Consider the following 16,313-nt stretch of genomic DNA (forward strand, 5'->3'; position numbering starts at 1 on the left):
CTCAGGCCCGCTCGATCTTCAGCCAGCGGGCGCAGGCGAGGTAGGCAATGGTGACCACCGCCATCAGGATGATCGACAGCGCCGAGGCCAGCGGAAAATCGCCGCGCCGGCCGATCTGCATCATCACCAACTGCGGCATCAGAAGCTCGTTGTTGCCGCCCAGGATCTGCGGCGTGATGTAGTCGCCGATGCACAGCACGAAGGTGAGGAAGGCGCCGACCATGATGCCGGGCAAGGTCAGCGGCAGCACGACATGCAGGAAAGTGCGCACCGGCCCGGCGCCGAGGTCGGCGGCGGCCTTGCGGTAGCTCGGACTGAGCTGCTTGAGATTGGCGAAGATGGTCAGCGTCAACAGCATGACGAAGAAATGCACAAAACCGGTGACGGTGGCGAAGCGCGTGTTGGCCAACTGCACCGGTTCGCTGAACAGGCCCGAGCCGGTCAGCGCGCGGTTGATCACACCGTTCTGCGCCAGCACCAGCAGCCAGGAGTAGGAGCGCACGACATAGGAGGTCCAGAACGGCAGCACGGCCAGCATCAGCGCCAGCCGCTGCCAGCGTTCCGGCACCTGTTCGGCCAGGATCCAGGCAAAGGGATAGGCGAGCAGCACCGAGACGACGGTGACGATCGCGGTGACCTGCAGCGAGTTCACCATCGCCTGCCAGTAGGAAGGGTTGGTGAAGAACTGGCTGTAGTTGGACGCCGTGAAGCCGCCGCCCTCATGCGCGGTGAGGCTGGAAAACCCCATGGCGATGAAGGGCAGCACGAAGAACAGCAGCGTCCAGCCGAGCGCCGGCGTCACCAGCGCCCAGGGCAAAGCACGCCCGTTGCTTCCAATTGACTTCATTAGCCGCAATCGCTCATTTCGCCTGCAGCATTTCGGTCCACATGTCCTGCATCTTCTTGTCGAGATCGGCGTTCGGCGCCGGATAGGCCTGGGCGCGTGCCAGGAAGCCCGGCTGCTCGTCGAAGCGCAGGATCTTCTTCTGCTCGTCGGTCAGCGCCGCCTTGGTGTTCGCCGGCATGCCCCAGTAGCAGGACGAGGTGGCGAGCCGCGCCTGGCCTTCCGGGCTCATGATGTACTGGATGAATTTCAGCGCCATGTCCTTGTTTTTGGAATCCTTGAACATGGCCAGCGACTGCGACCATAGAACCGCGCCTTCCCTAGGAATCGAGAAGTCCAGCGCCGGGTTCTCCTTGGCCAGCCCCGCCGTCACCCATTCGCCGCCGCCAACCAGTATGTCGACCTCGCCGGTCGCCAGCGCCGTCTGGCTGGCGGTCACTTCGCCGACCAGCTTGGCATTGGCCTTCATCTTGAGAAGTTCGTCCTTGAGGGCGGGCAGGTCGGCTTCGGTCAGATCGGCAGTCGTCTTGCCGATGGCGAGTGCCGCCATGCCGATGACCGGCAGATAGTAATCGTAGATGGCGACCTTGCCCTTGTACTTGTCGCTGGTGAGGGCAGCCATCGACTGCATGTCGGCCGGATCGACCTTGGTCTTGTTGTAGCCGATCGTGTTGTAGCCGAACTTTTCGGTGATGCCGTAGCGCTTGCTGCCGACCACGGTGGAACCGTCCATCTTCACCTGCGGGAACAGGTCGGCCAGCGGCAGTCTGTCGTCCGGCAGCGGCTCGAACAGGTCCTTCTCGACGCCGCGCGGTATGTCGATGCTATCGATCACCATCACGTCCCAGTCGCCCGGCTGCGACTGTTCGACGATGGCCAGTCCGGCGCCTGTGCCCTCGAATTCCTTGACGTTGACCTTGACGCCATTGGCCTCTTCGAAGGGTTGCAGCAGCGCCGGATCGGCGTGATCGCACCAGATCAGCGCGTTGAGGTCGGCGGCCTGGGCAGCGCTGCCGGCTCCGAGCAGCAGCGCCGTTGCGGCACACGCCGCATGCAGATGGCTCTTCAGAACGGAAAGCGGATTCCTGGATGCAGGTTTAGCGGACATCGAGTGTTCTCCCTTGCCTTTGTGGCTTCTTGCAAAAAGTTGAACCAATTCTAAAATTGAGTCAATTCTGTTTTTATGGCAAGAGGCTGGGATGAGCGGATTGCGGGCAAGGCAAAAGGCGGACCGGCACCGCCGCATCATCGAGGCGGCGGCGGAACTGTTTCGCGAGGCCGGCTATGAAGGCGCCAAGATCGAGGCGATCGCCGCCCAAGCCGAAGTCTCGGTCGGTACGATCTACAATTACTATCAGAATAAGGGCGACATCCTCGGCGCCATCGTCTCGCTGGAGGTCAACGAGGTGCTCAATGCCGGGCAGGGGGTCGTCGCCAGGCCGCCGGCCAATGTCGGCGATGCGCTGGACACGCTGATCGGCATCTACATCGAACACTCGCTGCACTATCTCAGCAAGGAGATGTGGCGGCAGGCCATGGCGATCTCGACGCAACTGCCCGACAGCCCGTTCGGTCAGGCTTACACCGGGCTCGACCGCGCGCTGACCGAACAGATCCGCGCCCTGATCGCCCGCCTGCAGACCCTTGGCTTGGTGCGGCAGGACATCGATGGGGCGGCGCTCGGCGAACTGATCTTCAACAACATGAACATGATGTTCATCGAATTCGTGAAGCGCGACGCGGCGAAGATCCCCGAGCTGCGCGCGGCGATACGCAGGCAGAATAGAATACTGGTGGCGGCGATCGGGGCGTGAAAGAGTCAGGAGCAGACAGGAGAAATCGTCGCTTCGGCATAAAACCTGGTTTCAGACGAGACTCACCTCTTGAGTTGAGTTTGAAATCTGATACAACCTAGAAGGGCATAAATAAGGGAGAGGGGTAAAATGGGGTCGTTTTCCATCTGGCATTGGGCAATCGTGCTGCTGTTGATCGGCGTGCCTGTTTTCTTTGCTGTTCGATCAGCCACGAAGCCATCACAGAATCCTGAGACTCTTGTAGGCATCGGTGGCTGGTTGATGCTGCTGGCGATCGGCCAGGCATTGTCACCGCTGCGCACACTTCTCGTATTGGGTTCCTCGAGCGATGGCTACAACCAACTCATGCTGGTGCCGAATGGACCCATGGTAGTCTATGGTGAGGTTGCTTTGCTGCTGGCATTTCTGGTGCTTCAACTGGTGGTGCTGGTTGCCATGCTGAGGCGGAGCTCTTGGTTCAAGCAGTTGTTTCTCATCCAGTGGCTTGCAATCCCGGTGGTTTTCATCCTGGACGCTGCCTGGGTTTCCGCTGCTCTCGGGGTTGCGGTCGGGCAAGTGGTCACCGGAGGCGCGCTTGCGGCGCCGATAGTCTCGTTTGTCCTTACCGGACTCTGGGTCGCTTACGTCTACAAATCCGTCAGGGTACGCAACACGTTCACCAGGGTTGGGGTATCCGCCCAAATTGCGAGCGCGTCATAGGATATCGGGGCGCCCGGAAGGCTCTGGCTCTCGGGTAGTCGTCGATCGGAGCTGGTGCCCCCGGACGGAATTCCTGAAACGTTAGATTTCAATGGCTTGCTGAAAAGTGGGCACTCCGGCTTTGCGAGATTTCATTATGTTTTTCGGGCCGGTTGTCCCACTCAGCGCGGCAAATCCGCTCCGATAACGCGTCGAGTGTAGGCGACCTCGACCACCGCTTCATCCTTAGTGGCCACCGTGCCACGCGCGCCGCGGTCCGAACATGTCCAGAACCATGTGCCAGCGGATGGACCGTGCAGCGTTTTCATGATGCGCCCGACGCCATCTTGCTGGAATTGGGCCGCGAAATCATACGGTGGCGACCTACCGCCGATCTCGGTCCGGCTCCAGGCCAGCCAAACCCGGGCGCCCTTGGCGTGGACATAGGAGAACGCCTCGACCTTGCTGTCGAAGGTCTCGATCACATGGTCGTTGTCGACGACCTGCCAGCCGCGCTGATAGGCCAAACGGACCTTGAGGCGATCGGTCACCGCGGCGGCTCCTCGCGCCAGATCGGGACGCGCTGGATCTTCAGGGCTACCAGGCGCCGGATGCGCAATCCTACGGCTTCCCTGCCGGTCGGGGAGAACGCCTCGATGTTGAGCATGCCGTGATCCGATCCGTTCTCGCACGTCATACGACGGGCCAGCGAGTCGACGTCGACGTCACCGAATATCTGGATGAGATCGTCCGGGAAGTAGTTGTGCAGGCGTTTGCAGTACCGGCAGGTCACGCGGACGAGCCGCCGTCCATCGTTCAGATTGGACAGCGGATAGTCGCGATGCTTGGGTGCGTAGGGTTCCGGCATGAGAACGGAATAAGAACAAATTCCTGTTCTCGGTCAAGCCGACTCTTGACGAACGCAGCGGCGGCGCCATCGAGACCGTTTAAAAGGTTGACCGGTGGTCCTCAATCGACCAAGCCGGCGTCGTGATGGACGAACGCGTCTAGTATCGCTTCGTAGACGCTGCCAATATCCTCCTCGAGCTCAACACTTCCTATGCCGGCAGCCTTCGCGTCGGCAAATAGCCTGACCGTCATGTCACTCACCGAGATGATATCTGCGCCGACTGTTTCAGGCACGTTTTTCGAGATCCACTCGTACAGGAAGTTGGTGCTTCGTGTGCTCATGACGCCAATAAGCTCGATGGGGCGCTTAGGTTCCGTCTTCGCGAAAGCCCTGCACCGAGGCATGGCGCAGCTTCGGCTCGCCCCTCAGGTGCCGCACGGCGGCGGTGATGCTGCCCGGCTTGACCCATTCGACGTCACCATCGACGACCGCTGTTGGCACGCCGGCCGGTTGTTTGGCGCGGGCTCGCTCGATGCGTCGCCACAGCCGGTCCTTGATGGCGCGGGTGGTGGCGATGACGGCCTTACCGACATATTTGCCGTCCCTGGAGAACAACCCTTCGGTCTGTTTGCCGGCCTGCCGTTTCACGCCGATCAGGTCGAGCTCGTCGACATCCCAGCATTTGGTTTTCACCCAGGCATCGGACTCGCCGCTTCGATAGGGGCTCGCCTTTCGCTTCGACACCATGCCTTCGAGGTTCATCCTGTCGACCGCGGCGAAGAAGTCGGCGCCGCCGCCCTCGACATGCTGGCTATACTGGATGATGCCGGTGGCGGGCTTGACGAGATCCCAGAGCATCGCCTTGCGCTCGATCGCGGGCCGCTGGCGCAGATCCTCGCCATCCTTGTGCAGGATGTCGAAGGCGACAAAGGCGAGCAGCTCGGCATTCCAGGCCATGCGGGAGTGCATGGCGTGAAAGTTCGGCCGTCCGTCCGGCTCGGGCGCGATCATCTCGCCGTCGATGATGAACGATTTCGCCGGCAGCTTTTCGCCAGCATCGACGACCGGCCAGAAACGTTTCGACCAATCGTGGCCGTTCCTGGTGAAGGCGCGCGCACCGGCCCAGTCGAGGATCAGCTGGATACGAAAGCCGTCATATTTGATTTCGTGCAGCCAATCGTCGCTGACAGGCGGCTCCAGCACCAGAAGGGGCTCCTGCGGCTTGATGAACTTCAGCCGGTCAGCACTCATGCACTCATACTCCCCGCCAAGCGATTCAATCAGTTTTCGCTAAAATAGTTCCAAAAACGCAAAAAGCCCGCCCCGGCGTGAGCCGAGACGGGCGATACTCGAAACGATTTTACGAGTGGTTAAGAGTTCAGTCGGCGGGAGCGGCGGGCTTCGCAGCCTCGATCTCCTCGGCCGTGGCCGGACGCTCGAACACTTCGAATACCGAGGGACCGCCGTTGTTGTGCGGCAGGCAGAACGACTTTTCGACCATCGTGCCGGGGCCAACGGTGCCCGCTTCTACGCCGTTGATCTTGATGGTCGAGACATAGTTGCCGTTGGTGTTCACCTTGATGGTGGTGGTCATGGGGTTTTCCTATGATGATGTTGCCCGGAACCGCCGGGCGCGGATCTACATGCCGCGCAGCGCGCGCCAGATGTCGGACCAGAAATAGGTGATCAGAGAGCCCATCGACGCGAAGGCGATGCCGGTGACGCCCAGCGCACCCATGCCCATCAGCTTCCAGCGGGTCACCTCTGCGGTGACGGCCTTGACCTCGTTCATGTCATCGGTGAGCGTTTTCACAGCATTCTCGGTTTCAGCAAGCCGGTCGACCAGCTCGTCGGTCTTGGCGTACATCTTCGATCGACTGGCGGCGGCACGGTGCTCGGACTGCTCGTAACTCAACGCGGCACGAGCATCTGATTCCTTGATGTCGCGCCGGATTTCGGTGACGTCACGCTGGACGCCTTCCATCGCGGCGACTAGGCCGCCGACCATCATCTCCAGGCTTTTCGTCGCCGATGTCGCCATGCGCCCCGTCCTCCTAGATGCCGTTGTCGAACTCGGCGGCGCGCTTCATCGCGCCAGCACCTTGATGATCACGATCGCGGCATGCTTGCCGCGCTTGCATTCGCCGGAGATCCGCCGGTCCTCCGCCCAGAGACCGATCGCCTCGTCATACGGAATGAAGCGGTGCGGGATGTCGACGACGCCCTCGCATTCCTTCGTGACGCTCGGATCGACATGGACGGCCGGCTTCGGCAGCAGGCTATCTACCGATGCCATCGAGTCGTGTTGACACCCCTGCAGAGATGCCAGCAGGCTTGCAACCAGCAGGCTTCGTGGGATCGGGCGGAACATTGTCTTCATCCTTCTGGGCGCGATGCAGCTCGGCGATGCGGCCGGCGTCGCTGTGCTGCTTGTCGATGTAGGCTTGCGCCGCCGCATCGATGTCCTGCTGGCGCGTCTTGGTGTCGGCGGCCTGGGCGATGGCGGCGAGTTTGATCTTCTCCTGCCATAGCGCCGCCTCGGCCTTCTGGCCGGCCGCGTATTCTCGATCGACACGGCCGTCGACCAGGCCGGCGAGCGCCGGACCGGCATATGGGATGTCGCGCAGCGGCCCGATCGGCACGCCCTCGTAGAAGAAGATGACGCCGCCGGCGACGACCAGCGGCAGGCCGATGCGGGAGGTCGCGAAAGCGAGAAACGGCCCGACATAAGGGATGGCGTAGAGAGCCGCGATCATTGGTCTTGCGCCCCAGTGTCGATATGCGAAAGCGCGACCGTCTGCCCGGCCAGATCATGGGTGCAATCGCCGAGAAACTGGATCTGGCCGTCTGCCACGAAGGAGTGACAGACAGAGCAGTGGAATGGCGCTTTGTCGCCGGTTCTCGTCTCGTAGGTGCACCAGCAAAGCCTACCTTCCTGACCGGGCACATAATGCCCGCTCCGGATCAGCACCGATGGCGTGAACGTCGGCTTGTCATAGTCGCCGTTGAAGCCCCAGCGGGGGCCTTCACCCTCGCCGACGGCGACCTGGTGCACTTCGTTGCAGCCCGGACACCAGAAGGCGAGCCGGCCGCCTTCGATGGTGCGGAGGATCCCGCGCGCGCCCATGTCACACCGTCCCCAGCGCCTGCGCCAGCCGCGCGGCCTTGCGCGTGGCGTACCAGCGATAGCCGACGCCGCCGGCCAGCATCAGCACGCTGACGATGCCTAGGACGACTACGACCTTGGTGATCCACTCGCTGGAGTAGGACAGCGGCGTCAGCTGCTCCTGCAAGCCCTGCAAGGTGCCGGCAAGGCCGCCGCCACCGATACCGGCGCCCGTGGCGGCGTCGGCAACACCATTGCCAGGCGCAGTCTGGGCGTCCTCGATATAGCCCTTGGCCTGGCCGCCATCCATGAAGCTAGCAACCTGCGGCGTGCTGCCGGAGGCCCACGCCTTGCCGATCGAGCGCACCTCCGACACCCGTGTCGCCCAGCCCTTGCCGAACACCGACCAGGTGTTGAGGTGGCGCAGGAAATTCATGCGAATGTCGCAGATGCGGTCGACCAGCGCATCATGGTTGTTGACGGCCTTGACCGCCTCCAGCGTGCTAAACCCCATCACGCCGTCAATGCGGCCCTTGTAGGCAGGCCCGAGCGCACGCTGAAGCCACATGACCGACTGCCTGACGCCGGAGTTCACCGCGCCGTCAAGCACCACGTAATCGACGCCCTCGGGCAGCTGATCGCCCTTCACCGCATCCCAATACTGCCGGTCATAGATGTCGTAGACCTCCGGCATGGTGATGCTCTTCACCGATCGCGCCGCCAGGGCCTTGCCCTTTCGATAGGCGTCATAGACGCGCTGGGTCACGCCCTTGTTGGTCGGGCCGCCCGGGTCGGACGGATGATTGACATAGCCGCCCTCGTGCACCAGCAGCTTGTCGAGGGACGCGCGTTCGCGTGAGACGGCCATGGCAGTTCCTTTCCGCCCTCGCGGGCAGGTTTGCTCGGTTTCGGATTTTGGCTATGGTCGACCGATGGGGATTTACACCGTCGAATTGATGAAGAACGGCAAGGCCGTGAAGCGCACCGAAGCCCAGGGCAGCGATGTCGAGGCGGCCAAGGTCTGGGGACCGGTGAGGATACCGTTAGGTCCGGAACCTCCAGAGGGCGAGTGGATACGGGTGACGCATCTGGCCAGTGGAAGGACGAGCTGGTTCCTTCCGGAGAGTGCTTAACCAATTGCTAACGGACTACTTGCCGCGCTTCTTCAGCGCGCCTATGCTTCCCGGCTCGGGGAAAGCTTGCGGCATTGGGCTAAAGGGGCGCTGCTATGCTTCGTATTTTGCGAAATTTCTGGAATGATCAGCGCGGTATCGCGTTGATCCTAGTGTCTATTACTCTGCCGGCGATCATCGGTTTTTCGCTCCTGGCGATCGACATGAGCCGAGCAAACAACCTGCACAACGACCTGCAGAACGGCGCCGATTCTTTCTCGATCGCCGCTGCGGCCGAACTCGATGGAAAGCAGGATAGCATCACGCGGGCAGATCGGGCGTTGACCACGCTGGTCAGCAACGAATACGACTTCTCTACCGAAGGAACCGTGCCGGGACCACAGCCCTTGGCAGCAGCCGGCGTGACTAGGCGATATCTCAGATCCCTGCCGGCTACCGACAACCTTCCGATCACTAATGCCAATGTCATTGCCGACGAGATCACAGATGCATCGGACGCCCGCTTTATTGAGGTGCGAGTGACGCCGGTCGGCTTCGCCGCGATCTTTCCCGTCTCGTTCCTGTCCGCCGGCTCCAGCGGCATATGGACAATCGGTGCCACCTCGGTCGCTGGGTTCAAGAGCGGCGTCTGTGATTTTACGCCGATGTTCATTTGCAACCCCTATTCCAACATGGATGTGTTCTCGGCCACTCTCGCCGGGGATTCGCGACCAATGATGCTGCTAAAGAAACAGACTGGCGGCGCCACGGCGGCATATGGCCCGGGGAACTACGGCTTCTTGCAAACTCCGGACGGCGACATGAGCGTTCCGCGAGTCAAGGAGATGTTCGCCTCACCGAAGCCATTGGCCTGCTATTCTAACGATGGCGTCGACACCCGGCCGGGCAATATCCCGCCGATCAACGATGCGATCAATGTCCGCTTCGACATCTACCCGAACGGATCGCTCAATCCCGCAAACTATCCGCCGGCGCCAAACACCCGAAAGGGATTGGCCGTGAAGAATGCCGGCAAGCCGAGTTGCACCTATGAGGCGCCGAGTGCGGCCCAGGCCTCCCAATACAAACCTCTCCCTCGAGACAATTGCTTCACGGCAGGAACATGCACAGTCCCGAGCGGCGGCGCCAATAGCCGCCTTGGCGATGGCTCATGGGATCGCGCCGGATATTGGGCGGTCAATCACCCGTCGACCTCATACGGCTCAACCGGCCTGCCCGCCAATGCCAGCCGCTATGAAGTGTATAAATGGGAACTCAACAACCTGACCGATCACGGCACTGAGGCGACCACGCCAGCCTGCAACACCCCATCGACAGATATGAAGCGCCGAATGGTCTATGCGGCCATGCTTGACTGCGACCCATCGGATGGGTCCGGCCAGACGGTATCAGGATCAGGTGGGAACTATCCCGTTGAGTCATTCATCAGCATTTTCCTGACCGAGCCGGCCGGTGATGCTCCAGACGCCGATATCTACGGCGAGATCGTCGACATCACCGGGCGAGGTGGTAGCGGCTCGCTCGACAACTTCCTTCGCGACGAGGCGCAGCTTTATCGATGAAATGGGCCGCTGTCCTCGCCGTGTTGCTTATGCCGTCGGTGGCATCTGCGCAGACCGTATCGCCCAAGGGCTGTCGCGTTCTCGCAGAATCTGCCGAGGTGGCCTCCGAGACCATTGCCGGTGTTGTCACCAAATCCAGCGCGGACAAGATGACAGAGGTCTTGCCGATGCTCTCGCTTGAGGGTCAAAGAGCTGCCGACAAGATGGAGAGGGCTCGAGCGGCAGCCCTTGGCCCCATGTCAGCTTATGCCGACGCCATGGCGGAGTTCGCCAAAGCGATGCGAACCTGCGCCAAGTAGCGGCCCGGCCCTCAAACTGTCAGCGCCGGCAGATCGGCCGGGATCTTCGCCGGATAGAGCGTGATCGAGCGGATATAGATGTCGTTCAAAGAATTGCCGGTGCCGACACCATCATGGCCGAACAGGACGGTGTCGACGCTGGCGAGATGCGTCAGGTAATTGACCGTCTGCGTGACGGCCGTGTTGCCGTCAGCGCACCAGGCATAGTCATGGTCACCGCCGCCGACATCGCGGGCGAGCGTGATCGCCATCTTGTGCGCGCCGGAGCCAGTCACGCCATCATCGATGAACAGATCCCAATAATCGCTGAGATTACCCGACGCTCTGGCAATTATGGCTTCGTCGGCGACATCGACGTTGGCCCCATCAGCCATGAACATCAAGAATCCGGACGGTGAGATGGCCGAGCTGATGTCGAATAGTATCGTGCAGCCCGCCGCGAGACCGGCGGCCATATCTGAAAGCCAGGAGCCGATCGCTTTGGGACGATTGCCGTTCGACGGTGTGATCCGCATGCCGAGGCCAGAGATGGCGCCTGCATCAAAGCCACCGCCAAGCAATGCCGAGATCGCCTGTTCAGAACCGCCGGCATAGTAGAACGCATTGACGAAATGGAGTTGCGAGGTAGCTCCCACTGGTAGGTCACCCCCGCCTCCTGATGCCGGGAAGGAGATGAACGGGTTGAGCAACATGCTCATGCGCGGGTGCCGTAGAGCGTCACCTTGAGACCCTTGGCGGTGCCGTCACCGACCTGGTCGATGTCGATGGTGATCTCGGCATCATCAGCAAGCGCGGCATCGGAAATCACTGGCTGGGTCACTGCAGAGACCGATGTCTTCTCGCCATTGTCGATGGTGAGTTTGGTCGAGAGGACCGTCGTGCCGGATTCGTTGATGTCGACGGTGAAGATCGAGCCCGAAACCTGGGCATCGTTTAAAGACCCTCGCACGGCTGTCAGCGTGATAGCGCGCGGCATCCGAAACTTGATCTTGGCTGAACCGGCTGTCAGCGCGGTTGTTTCATCCGATGCTGCGAAAGTCCTCTCCCAATCGGAGTAGACCTCGGTGAAGTTGTCGTTGATCATGTCGTAGGCATCACGAAGCGGTGTGCCAGTGCCATCGTTTGCGATCGCACCGATATTGATGACTTGCTTTGCCATTATGCTGCATCCGCTGTGAAGGCGGTGCTATCCGCCGTGATGATGGTGTTGTCCGCAGTCATGTCGCCAGGATCGAGAACAATATGCGCGCGAGCCCGGTAGCCACGTCCGGCACCGATTCGCGTCTGGCCCGGCACCAAGATATCGAGGGCGCTCATCATGAACACGTCGAAGGTGATCTCGGCCGGCGGATCGGCGCCAAAGTCCGTGGCAACGTCAGCGGTGGCGTAATGGACCGAGTTCGTGATTGACGTGAGTGTCCGCTTGTAGGTCGCGCCGTTGTAGATGTCCCATTCGAACGCCAGCGTTGCCTCGCCGTGGTTGGCGGGGTTCAATCCGGCGGCGAGCCTTGAACGATGATCACACGACAGGTCCAGGCCATCCGGCACGGCAATCGCGGCATCGAGATTGACGCAGGCATAGGGCGTTTCGGCCGCGCCGATGACCGTATGCGGAAAGACGGTTCCCGTTGCCGGGTTCTGCGTCAGGCCAAGGGCTTTGTAGAACTTGGTGGCGTCAAGATCGGTCAGCGGGTGAGAAACAGATTTCAGCCATTCCGCATCGATCATAAGGAACTGATCGCCCACCTGATGGAGCGACGCGAATACCTCGGTCCCGCGATAGCCACGGATCGTGAATCCGGACAGCGTGAAGGTGTTGGCATCGACAACGGTGACGGTCTTGTATCCGACGCCCTCCCATCGGCCCTGTGCCCCGATGAAAGCGAGGTTCGCGCCGGCCAGCACTTGATCTTCCGTCTTGTCGACAAGCAGCGACATGGAGCCCGCCGTCCTGCGGATCGTCACTGTGGAATCATCTGTCAGCGCGAACGGGTCAAGCGGATTGGCCAGAACCGTCGCGCAGACCCCAATGACGCCGTTGTGGGGCGCCTGGGCGAGCAGCGCGGAAAGGGTGGCCACGGTGTCGCCGCGATAGAGAAGGCCGCCGCCCCAGCCTGCCTGCCCGCGTGAGGCCACGACGCCGTACTGCCGGAGGCCGAGACCGCCGAGATCATCCGAATAGCGGAATAGCGGAATATCGAGATGAACGTATTGCGTCGCTAGCGAGACCGCGACCGGGCTGAGGCCGGTGTTTGCGAGCGGGGTGATGGTCGTCGAGACCGCGGTCTGGAAATCGTTCGCCACGATGTCGCATGTCATGTCCGATGGATTGAGCGCAACGCTGCCGATCTGCACGGTGTAAGTGATGCTTCCGCTCGGCACCGACACGACATCGCCAGGCAGGAACCTGTTCTCGCCGGTGATCGAAAACGCATGCGGGCGGACGTCGACCTGCCGCTCGAAATACGTCTCGGTAACGAAGGTCTGTGCGTCCTCATCGGTCAGCAACAGCGGACTCGAATATTGCTCGACACGGATGGAATTATCGATCGCCGGCATCGAGAACGACGCCGGCCGCGTTGTGTAATCCGTCTTCGAGACGTATTGGAGCTCGACCTGGGAAACCCTGCGGATCGTCGCCTCATCCTGGCTTTCAATGGAGGAGTTTTGCCCGAAGACGAGATCGTCGATGGTCAGCGCGGCGTCGAGCGAGAAGGCGCCGTCCCGCCCCGGCTTCTTGAAATACATGCCATTGCCGGTGTCGGCGAACTTGAAGCCATAGATGTCGGCGATCGACTGGCACACGGTCCGGATGTTGGAGTTGCTAAGGATGCCGACGCCATAGCCGGTCAGCCCGCCAAAGCCCTCAAAGGTCAGCTGATCCGGCGTGTAGCGGCCGAGCGAGACCGCCTTGGTGATTATGTCCTGCAGCGCCATCGCACCGGGCGTGATGCTGGGCAACCTGTGCTCGACCCAATGATCGTCGCCAAAGGCTTCGAAGTAACTAGACTTGTTCTGGTCGAAAATGCCGGTGGTGAATTCGAGGTTGGTGAGGCTCAAATCCTGCGCATAGGTGGTGATCGTTTTCGAGCCGATGTTGAGCAGATAGACCTTGCCCGGATCATCAACCTCGTCAGTCATCATCACATAGCCAGGACGCGGCCAGTAGCGCTCATGACCGGTCGAAAGGGTGCCTGTGGTGATAAAATAGATATGGCTGGCCGTATTGATGCTATCGACAATAGCGCCAGTGTCGGGATTGACGTAGCGGATATAGCTAACCGACGCGACGGTCTCCAGAACGATCAGGTAGCCGGTCTGCGGGTCATACCAGGCACCACTCGGAACGCCGGCCGAGGTGTAGACTGTCGTCGTGGTCCAGGCATCGCCATTGAAGACCGATTCCTTGACGGTGCCGGCGCTGGCACAGGCGAAAAACGACACGGTTCCGGCGGTCGTGCGTCCATAAACAAGATCGCCGCTGCCTGCCCCGGTGACGCGACCAATTGAAACGTTCCCGCTGATATCGATCAGCGCATAGGGAAGTCCAAGCCCGGCGCCGAAATCAAAGCCGGTAATGATGTAGCTCTGGCCGAACGGAAAGCCGATCTTCCAATCGAAGATTTCGCCGCTCTCCTCATGCGAGGAAACGATCTTGCCCGTGATGACATCGTAGACACGATCGACATCGACAGCGTCGGCGAACCGCACGAATACAAAGCCGGACCCGCGGATTGCATAAATCCATTTGGAACTCGCGGCGTAGACATCCGAGCCCTCAAGCGGGATGCGATAGCGTTCCGCGTAGGTGACGGCATCAAGGACGGATAGATAGACCTGAGCAGTCCCAGGAATCTCGTTCTGGCCGAGAAGCTGATAGATGACGTCCTGCGTCGGGTCATATGCAGCAGCTCGGCCAGCCGCGTTCTCTGTGAAAGTGCTGGGAACTGTGCTGGTCCAGGCTATCTCGTGAGTGCCGCCGCCGTTTGTCGCGGAATTGGAGATGACGGCTTTAACCGATGGAGCGCTGTCCGCCACATAGCCAGAAAGGTACAGCATGGCGAAGCCCTGCCACGCGCCTGCCTTGGTGCCGATGACGGCCTTGGTGATCGGGTCGGCTTCGACCTGGGTGCCGCCATAGAAGCGGAAGGTCTCGGAGGCGCCAATACCGTTTTCCGCGTCGTAGACGACCTCATCATTGACTTCGAGCCGGATCAGTTCATAGCCGTCGCCGAAAGGATCATAGGCGAGCAGGTATCCGAGCTGGGCCGACTGCTGCGTCGCATAGACAGGCACATCGACTGTCTTTGTTGGCGTGCCGCTGCCCCCACCGAATGGCCCTAAAAACTCGCCATCGATCGGAACCTGCACCTGATCATAGCCAGTGATCGTCTGGATTGTGGCGGCGCCACCGATGACAGGAAGACCTTCGACCTTATAGGTGCCGATGACGATCGGGATCGGCCGACCTAAAACCTTCCCGACAGCATAGGGCGAGTCCGCAGATACCGGTTGCACCTGCTGTGCGGTACTCGGGCTGATGGGGCTGGCACCATAACCCGCCCCCGTCGACGCACGTCCTGGTGTGGCGAACCAGACCATCAGGCGGTGCCCAGCAATTCGCCAGGGGTGTTGTCCTGGCCGGGATACCGATGGATGGCGCCGTAGGCGAAACAGGCCGCTCGGGTCTGCGCACACCCGGGGGAGATGGTCAGGGTATCGCCAACCTCGATGTCAAGCGGGAAGCCTTTGACCATGTGAATGGTTCCTGTGCCGGGCACCCACAGCCTGATGTTTTCCTTCGCGCCGGCGTTGGCGCCTGAAGTGAACGTCGCGACGCCGTGGGTGTAGCCGAGCGCGCCAGCCGTTGTGATCGTAAATTGCGAATTGCTGGTGACGGTTGCCACGGTCGCGGCGCTGGTCAGCGGGCCAAGGTCGACGGGGCAAGGATCGGTCCCCAAATGATACCAGCACTTCGGCTGCACCGTCGGCAGGATGATGTCGGCGAAGGCATCCGCCTGGGTTGCGATCTCGATCGAGCCGGCAATGCGGTCGTTGAAGCCGGTCTTGCCCACAAAGCCAGCGATCAGGATTGCCCGGACCGAAGGATCGGTGTGCAACGCCAGCCAGACCGTGATCACCGCACCGCGCCAGACACCGCGCTTGATATCGTCGGAATAGAGCGGTCCGTCACCGTCGAACGGCAGATCGAAGTCGATGCCGGCCGGCCGGCCGCCATGGGCAACCGTGAACTTGGTGACGGTGAATCCGGGAGAATGCAGGAAAACATCGTCCCCGACGGTCTTATCGACGTCATGATCAGTCAGGCGCACAACAGGCGTGATGCCGTTGTCCATCTCGATCAGAAAGCAGCGGGTGACCTCCTTGCTCGCCAGGTTGGCGACAAGGGCCGGTGGCCAATCGTCTCTCATGGGATGTCCTCGACCACCTGGAGATTGTCGAGGTCCAAAACATCAGGAAGCGTGTAGGGGATCGACGGCTCGAAGGCGTCCCCCTCAAATGCGACCGGAACGTAGAACTCGCAGCTCTGCGTGATCAGCGCACCATCAACCGGGATGTTTCCCACGGTGAACGTGATCAGACCAGTATCGCTGACCGTGTAGTGGGTCGTCAGCGTCTTGGTGACACCGTCGACCTTGACGACCAGAGTGCCGGCTTTGATGTGTCGGATGATGCGGACGTAGGGATTGAACCCGGCCGTGTAAGTCTTGGTGGCCTGGAATGCGGCCTGAACACCGTCGCCGATACCGATCTGGCAGGCGATGCACTGGAAATCGGTCCAGTCTTTCATCAGAAAGACCTTGAAATCGCCGCGGCGGTCGTAAAAGAAGTCCCGCAAAGTCGCGATCAACACGGCATCTCTGTTCTTCTGGGACCACGAATAGTAGTGCCGTGCGATCGACGTGTTCTGCAATCGTCGAGTCCGCTGGCTGGCCGACCTGGCCTTGGTGGTAATAAAGCGCGGGCCACCCTTGAAGCCGACCGAAACGCTCTCCGGCATGATCA

Annotated in this window: 22 protein-coding genes; 5 read left to right on the forward strand and 17 right to left on the reverse strand. The window is 61.0% G+C overall.

The genetic code is table 11. The annotated features are described in order from the left end of the window. Window position 1: 1 nt before the first annotated feature. Both NKG99_RS03675 and NKG99_RS03680 read right to left on the reverse strand, forming a co-directional pair. On the reverse strand, window positions 2-847 hold the full coding sequence (locus tag NKG99_RS03675; protein WP_352864267.1) for an ABC transporter permease: 846 nt from the start codon (window positions 845-847) through the stop codon (window positions 2-4). Window positions 848-860: 13 nt separating this feature from the next. Next, window positions 861-1,952: a polyamine ABC transporter substrate-binding protein gene (locus tag NKG99_RS03680; protein WP_352864269.1), complete on the reverse strand. Its 1,092-nt coding sequence runs from the start codon at window positions 1,950-1,952 to the stop codon at window positions 861-863. A 91-nt stretch (window positions 1,953-2,043) separates the two neighbouring features. Between NKG99_RS03680 and NKG99_RS03685 the strand changes: the two genes are divergently transcribed. Together NKG99_RS03685 and NKG99_RS03690 are read left to right on the forward strand one after the other, a co-directional pair. Continuing rightward, the gene (locus tag NKG99_RS03685; RefSeq protein WP_352864271.1) at window positions 2,044-2,658 is read left to right on the forward strand and encodes a TetR/AcrR family transcriptional regulator; all 615 of its coding nucleotides are present in this window, start codon (window positions 2,044-2,046) and stop codon (window positions 2,656-2,658) included. Window positions 2,659-2,787: 129 nt separating this feature from the next. After that, window positions 2,788-3,357, forward strand: coding sequence for a DUF2569 family protein (locus NKG99_RS03690; RefSeq protein ID WP_352864274.1), 570 nt, complete (start codon window positions 2,788-2,790; stop codon window positions 3,355-3,357). A 161-nt stretch (window positions 3,358-3,518) separates the two neighbouring features. Here NKG99_RS03690 and NKG99_RS03695 read toward each other — a convergent pair whose 3' ends face one another. From NKG99_RS03695 to NKG99_RS03740, 10 genes are all read right to left on the reverse strand, one after another. Beyond that, window positions 3,519-3,887: a hypothetical protein gene (locus NKG99_RS03695; RefSeq protein WP_352864276.1), complete on the reverse strand. Its 369-nt coding sequence runs from the start codon at window positions 3,885-3,887 to the stop codon at window positions 3,519-3,521. Continuing rightward, the gene (locus NKG99_RS03700) at window positions 3,884-4,204 is read right to left on the reverse strand and encodes a hypothetical protein (protein ID WP_352864279.1); all 321 of its coding nucleotides are present in this window, start codon (window positions 4,202-4,204) and stop codon (window positions 3,884-3,886) included. Before NKG99_RS03700 ends, NKG99_RS03695 begins: the two co-directional genes overlap by 4 nt. Before the next feature lie 101 nt (window positions 4,205-4,305). Then, window positions 4,306-4,527, reverse strand: a complete 222-nt coding sequence (locus tag NKG99_RS03705) for a DUF768 domain-containing protein (RefSeq protein ID WP_352864280.1) — start codon at window positions 4,525-4,527, stop codon at window positions 4,306-4,308. Window positions 4,528-4,552: 25 nt separating this feature from the next. Next, window positions 4,553-5,437 (reverse strand): ATP-dependent DNA ligase, encoded by an 885-nt coding sequence (locus tag NKG99_RS03710; protein WP_352864282.1) that lies wholly within the window; start codon window positions 5,435-5,437, stop codon window positions 4,553-4,555. A gap of 127 nt (window positions 5,438-5,564) precedes the next feature. Further along, window positions 5,565-5,780: a hypothetical protein gene (locus NKG99_RS03715; RefSeq protein ID WP_352864284.1), complete on the reverse strand. Its 216-nt coding sequence runs from the start codon at window positions 5,778-5,780 to the stop codon at window positions 5,565-5,567. Between the two features lie 45 nt (window positions 5,781-5,825). Further along, window positions 5,826-6,227 carry a DUF1515 family protein gene (locus NKG99_RS03720; RefSeq protein WP_352864286.1) on the reverse strand — a complete coding sequence of 134 codons (402 nt, stop codon included), beginning with the start codon at window positions 6,225-6,227 and terminating at the stop codon, window positions 5,826-5,828. A 45-nt stretch (window positions 6,228-6,272) separates the two neighbouring features. Then, a complete protein-coding gene (locus NKG99_RS03725) occupies window positions 6,273-6,482 on the reverse strand; it encodes a hypothetical protein (protein WP_352864287.1) in 210 nt (69 codons plus the stop codon). Next, on the reverse strand, window positions 6,466-6,942 hold the full coding sequence (locus NKG99_RS03730; protein WP_352864288.1) for a hypothetical protein: 477 nt from the start codon (window positions 6,940-6,942) through the stop codon (window positions 6,466-6,468). The genes NKG99_RS03725 and NKG99_RS03730 overlap by 17 nt, the downstream gene beginning before the upstream one ends. Further along, a complete protein-coding gene (locus NKG99_RS03735; protein ID WP_352864290.1) occupies window positions 6,939-7,313 on the reverse strand; it encodes a ubiquitination-like system serine protease family protein in 375 nt (124 codons plus the stop codon). The genes NKG99_RS03730 and NKG99_RS03735 overlap by 4 nt, the downstream gene beginning before the upstream one ends. Window position 7,314: 1 nt before the next feature. Then, window positions 7,315-8,160 carry a glycoside hydrolase family 108 protein gene (locus tag NKG99_RS03740; protein WP_352864292.1) on the reverse strand — a complete coding sequence of 282 codons (846 nt, stop codon included), beginning with the start codon at window positions 8,158-8,160 and terminating at the stop codon, window positions 7,315-7,317. A 64-nt stretch (window positions 8,161-8,224) separates the two neighbouring features. On the opposite strand from NKG99_RS03740, the gene NKG99_RS03745 reads away from it, so the two are divergent. The 3 genes from NKG99_RS03745 to NKG99_RS03755 all read left to right on the forward strand — a co-directional run bounded on the left by NKG99_RS03745 (window position 8,225) and on the right by NKG99_RS03755 (window position 10,286). Beyond that, window positions 8,225-8,425, forward strand: a complete 201-nt coding sequence (locus tag NKG99_RS03745; protein ID WP_352864294.1) for a hypothetical protein — start codon at window positions 8,225-8,227, stop codon at window positions 8,423-8,425. Window positions 8,426-8,520: 95 nt separating this feature from the next. Further along, window positions 8,521-9,987, forward strand: coding sequence for a pilus assembly protein TadG-related protein (locus NKG99_RS03750; RefSeq protein ID WP_352864297.1), 1,467 nt, complete (start codon window positions 8,521-8,523; stop codon window positions 9,985-9,987). Next, window positions 9,984-10,286, forward strand: a complete 303-nt coding sequence (locus NKG99_RS03755; protein ID WP_352864299.1) for a hypothetical protein — start codon at window positions 9,984-9,986, stop codon at window positions 10,284-10,286. Before NKG99_RS03750 ends, NKG99_RS03755 begins: the two co-directional genes overlap by 4 nt. A gap of 11 nt (window positions 10,287-10,297) precedes the next feature. On the opposite strand, the gene NKG99_RS03760 is transcribed toward NKG99_RS03755, so the two are convergent. The 5 genes from NKG99_RS03760 to NKG99_RS03780 are packed head-to-tail and all read right to left on the reverse strand — an operon-like array spanning window position 10,298 to window position 16,308. Further along, window positions 10,298-10,984 (reverse strand): hypothetical protein, encoded by a 687-nt coding sequence (locus NKG99_RS03760; protein WP_352864302.1) that lies wholly within the window; start codon window positions 10,982-10,984, stop codon window positions 10,298-10,300. Further along, on the reverse strand, window positions 10,981-11,445 hold the full coding sequence (locus NKG99_RS03765; RefSeq protein ID WP_352864305.1) for a hypothetical protein: 465 nt from the start codon (window positions 11,443-11,445) through the stop codon (window positions 10,981-10,983). Before NKG99_RS03765 ends, NKG99_RS03760 begins: the two co-directional genes overlap by 4 nt. Then, window positions 11,445-14,888, reverse strand: coding sequence for a GTA baseplate fiber-binding domain-containing protein (locus NKG99_RS03770; protein ID WP_352864307.1), 3,444 nt, complete (start codon window positions 14,886-14,888; stop codon window positions 11,445-11,447). Before NKG99_RS03770 ends, NKG99_RS03765 begins: the two co-directional genes overlap by 1 nt. Then, complete coding sequence (locus tag NKG99_RS03775; RefSeq protein WP_352864309.1) at window positions 14,888-15,718, reverse strand: baseplate hub domain-containing protein; 831 nt, start codon at window positions 15,716-15,718, stop codon at window positions 14,888-14,890. Before NKG99_RS03775 ends, NKG99_RS03770 begins: the two co-directional genes overlap by 1 nt. Beyond that, entirely contained in the window at window positions 15,715-16,308 is a 594-nt protein-coding gene (locus NKG99_RS03780; RefSeq protein WP_352864311.1) for a DUF2460 domain-containing protein, read from the reverse strand. The genes NKG99_RS03775 and NKG99_RS03780 overlap by 4 nt, the downstream gene beginning before the upstream one ends. Between the last annotated feature and the right edge of the window lie 5 nt (window positions 16,309-16,313).

Source organism: Mesorhizobium sp. M1409, assembly GCF_040317535.1.
GTDB lineage: Bacteria > Pseudomonadota > Alphaproteobacteria > Rhizobiales > Rhizobiaceae > Mesorhizobium.

Excerpts from the sequence above, each read along its gene's own strand:
- NKG99_RS03675 (WP_352864267.1), bottom strand. The coding sequence starts at position 847 with ATGAAGTCAATTGGAAGCAACGGGCGTGCTTTGCCCTGGGCGCTGGTG.
- NKG99_RS03680 (WP_352864269.1), bottom strand. The coding sequence starts at position 1,952 with ATGTCCGCTAAACCTGCATCCAGGAATCCGCTTTCCGTTCTGAAGAGC.
- NKG99_RS03685 (WP_352864271.1), top strand. The coding sequence starts at position 2,044 with ATGAGCGGATTGCGGGCAAGGCAAAAGGCGGACCGGCACCGCCGCATC.
- NKG99_RS03690 (WP_352864274.1), top strand. The coding sequence starts at position 2,788 with ATGGGGTCGTTTTCCATCTGGCATTGGGCAATCGTGCTGCTGTTGATC.
- NKG99_RS03700 (WP_352864279.1), bottom strand. The coding sequence starts at position 4,204 with ATGCCGGAACCCTACGCACCCAAGCATCGCGACTATCCGCTGTCCAAT.
- NKG99_RS03705 (WP_352864280.1), bottom strand. The coding sequence starts at position 4,527 with ATGAGCACACGAAGCACCAACTTCCTGTACGAGTGGATCTCGAAAAAC.
- NKG99_RS03710 (WP_352864282.1), bottom strand. The coding sequence starts at position 5,437 with ATGAGTGCTGACCGGCTGAAGTTCATCAAGCCGCAGGAGCCCCTTCTG.
- NKG99_RS03715 (WP_352864284.1), bottom strand. The coding sequence starts at position 5,780 with ATGACCACCACCATCAAGGTGAACACCAACGGCAACTATGTCTCGACC.
- NKG99_RS03720 (WP_352864286.1), bottom strand. The coding sequence starts at position 6,227 with ATGGCGACATCGGCGACGAAAAGCCTGGAGATGATGGTCGGCGGCCTA.
- NKG99_RS03725 (WP_352864287.1), bottom strand. The coding sequence starts at position 6,482 with ATGGCATCGGTAGATAGCCTGCTGCCGAAGCCGGCCGTCCATGTCGAT.
- NKG99_RS03730 (WP_352864288.1), bottom strand. The coding sequence starts at position 6,942 with ATGATCGCGGCTCTCTACGCCATCCCTTATGTCGGGCCGTTTCTCGCT.
- NKG99_RS03735 (WP_352864290.1), bottom strand. The coding sequence starts at position 7,313 with ATGGGCGCGCGCGGGATCCTCCGCACCATCGAAGGCGGCCGGCTCGCC.
- NKG99_RS03740 (WP_352864292.1), bottom strand. The coding sequence starts at position 8,160 with ATGGCCGTCTCACGCGAACGCGCGTCCCTCGACAAGCTGCTGGTGCAC.
- NKG99_RS03745 (WP_352864294.1), top strand. The coding sequence starts at position 8,225 with ATGGGGATTTACACCGTCGAATTGATGAAGAACGGCAAGGCCGTGAAG.
- NKG99_RS03750 (WP_352864297.1), top strand. The coding sequence starts at position 8,521 with ATGCTTCGTATTTTGCGAAATTTCTGGAATGATCAGCGCGGTATCGCG.
- NKG99_RS03755 (WP_352864299.1), top strand. The coding sequence starts at position 9,984 with ATGAAATGGGCCGCTGTCCTCGCCGTGTTGCTTATGCCGTCGGTGGCA.
- NKG99_RS03760 (WP_352864302.1), bottom strand. The coding sequence starts at position 10,984 with ATGAGCATGTTGCTCAACCCGTTCATCTCCTTCCCGGCATCAGGAGGC.
- NKG99_RS03765 (WP_352864305.1), bottom strand. The coding sequence starts at position 11,445 with ATGGCAAAGCAAGTCATCAATATCGGTGCGATCGCAAACGATGGCACT.
- NKG99_RS03770 (WP_352864307.1), bottom strand. The coding sequence starts at position 14,888 with ATGGTCTGGTTCGCCACACCAGGACGTGCGTCGACGGGGGCGGGTTAT.
- NKG99_RS03775 (WP_352864309.1), bottom strand. The coding sequence starts at position 15,718 with ATGAGAGACGATTGGCCACCGGCCCTTGTCGCCAACCTGGCGAGCAAG.
- NKG99_RS03780 (WP_352864311.1), bottom strand. The coding sequence starts at position 16,308 with ATGCCGGAGAGCGTTTCGGTCGGCTTCAAGGGTGGCCCGCGCTTTATT.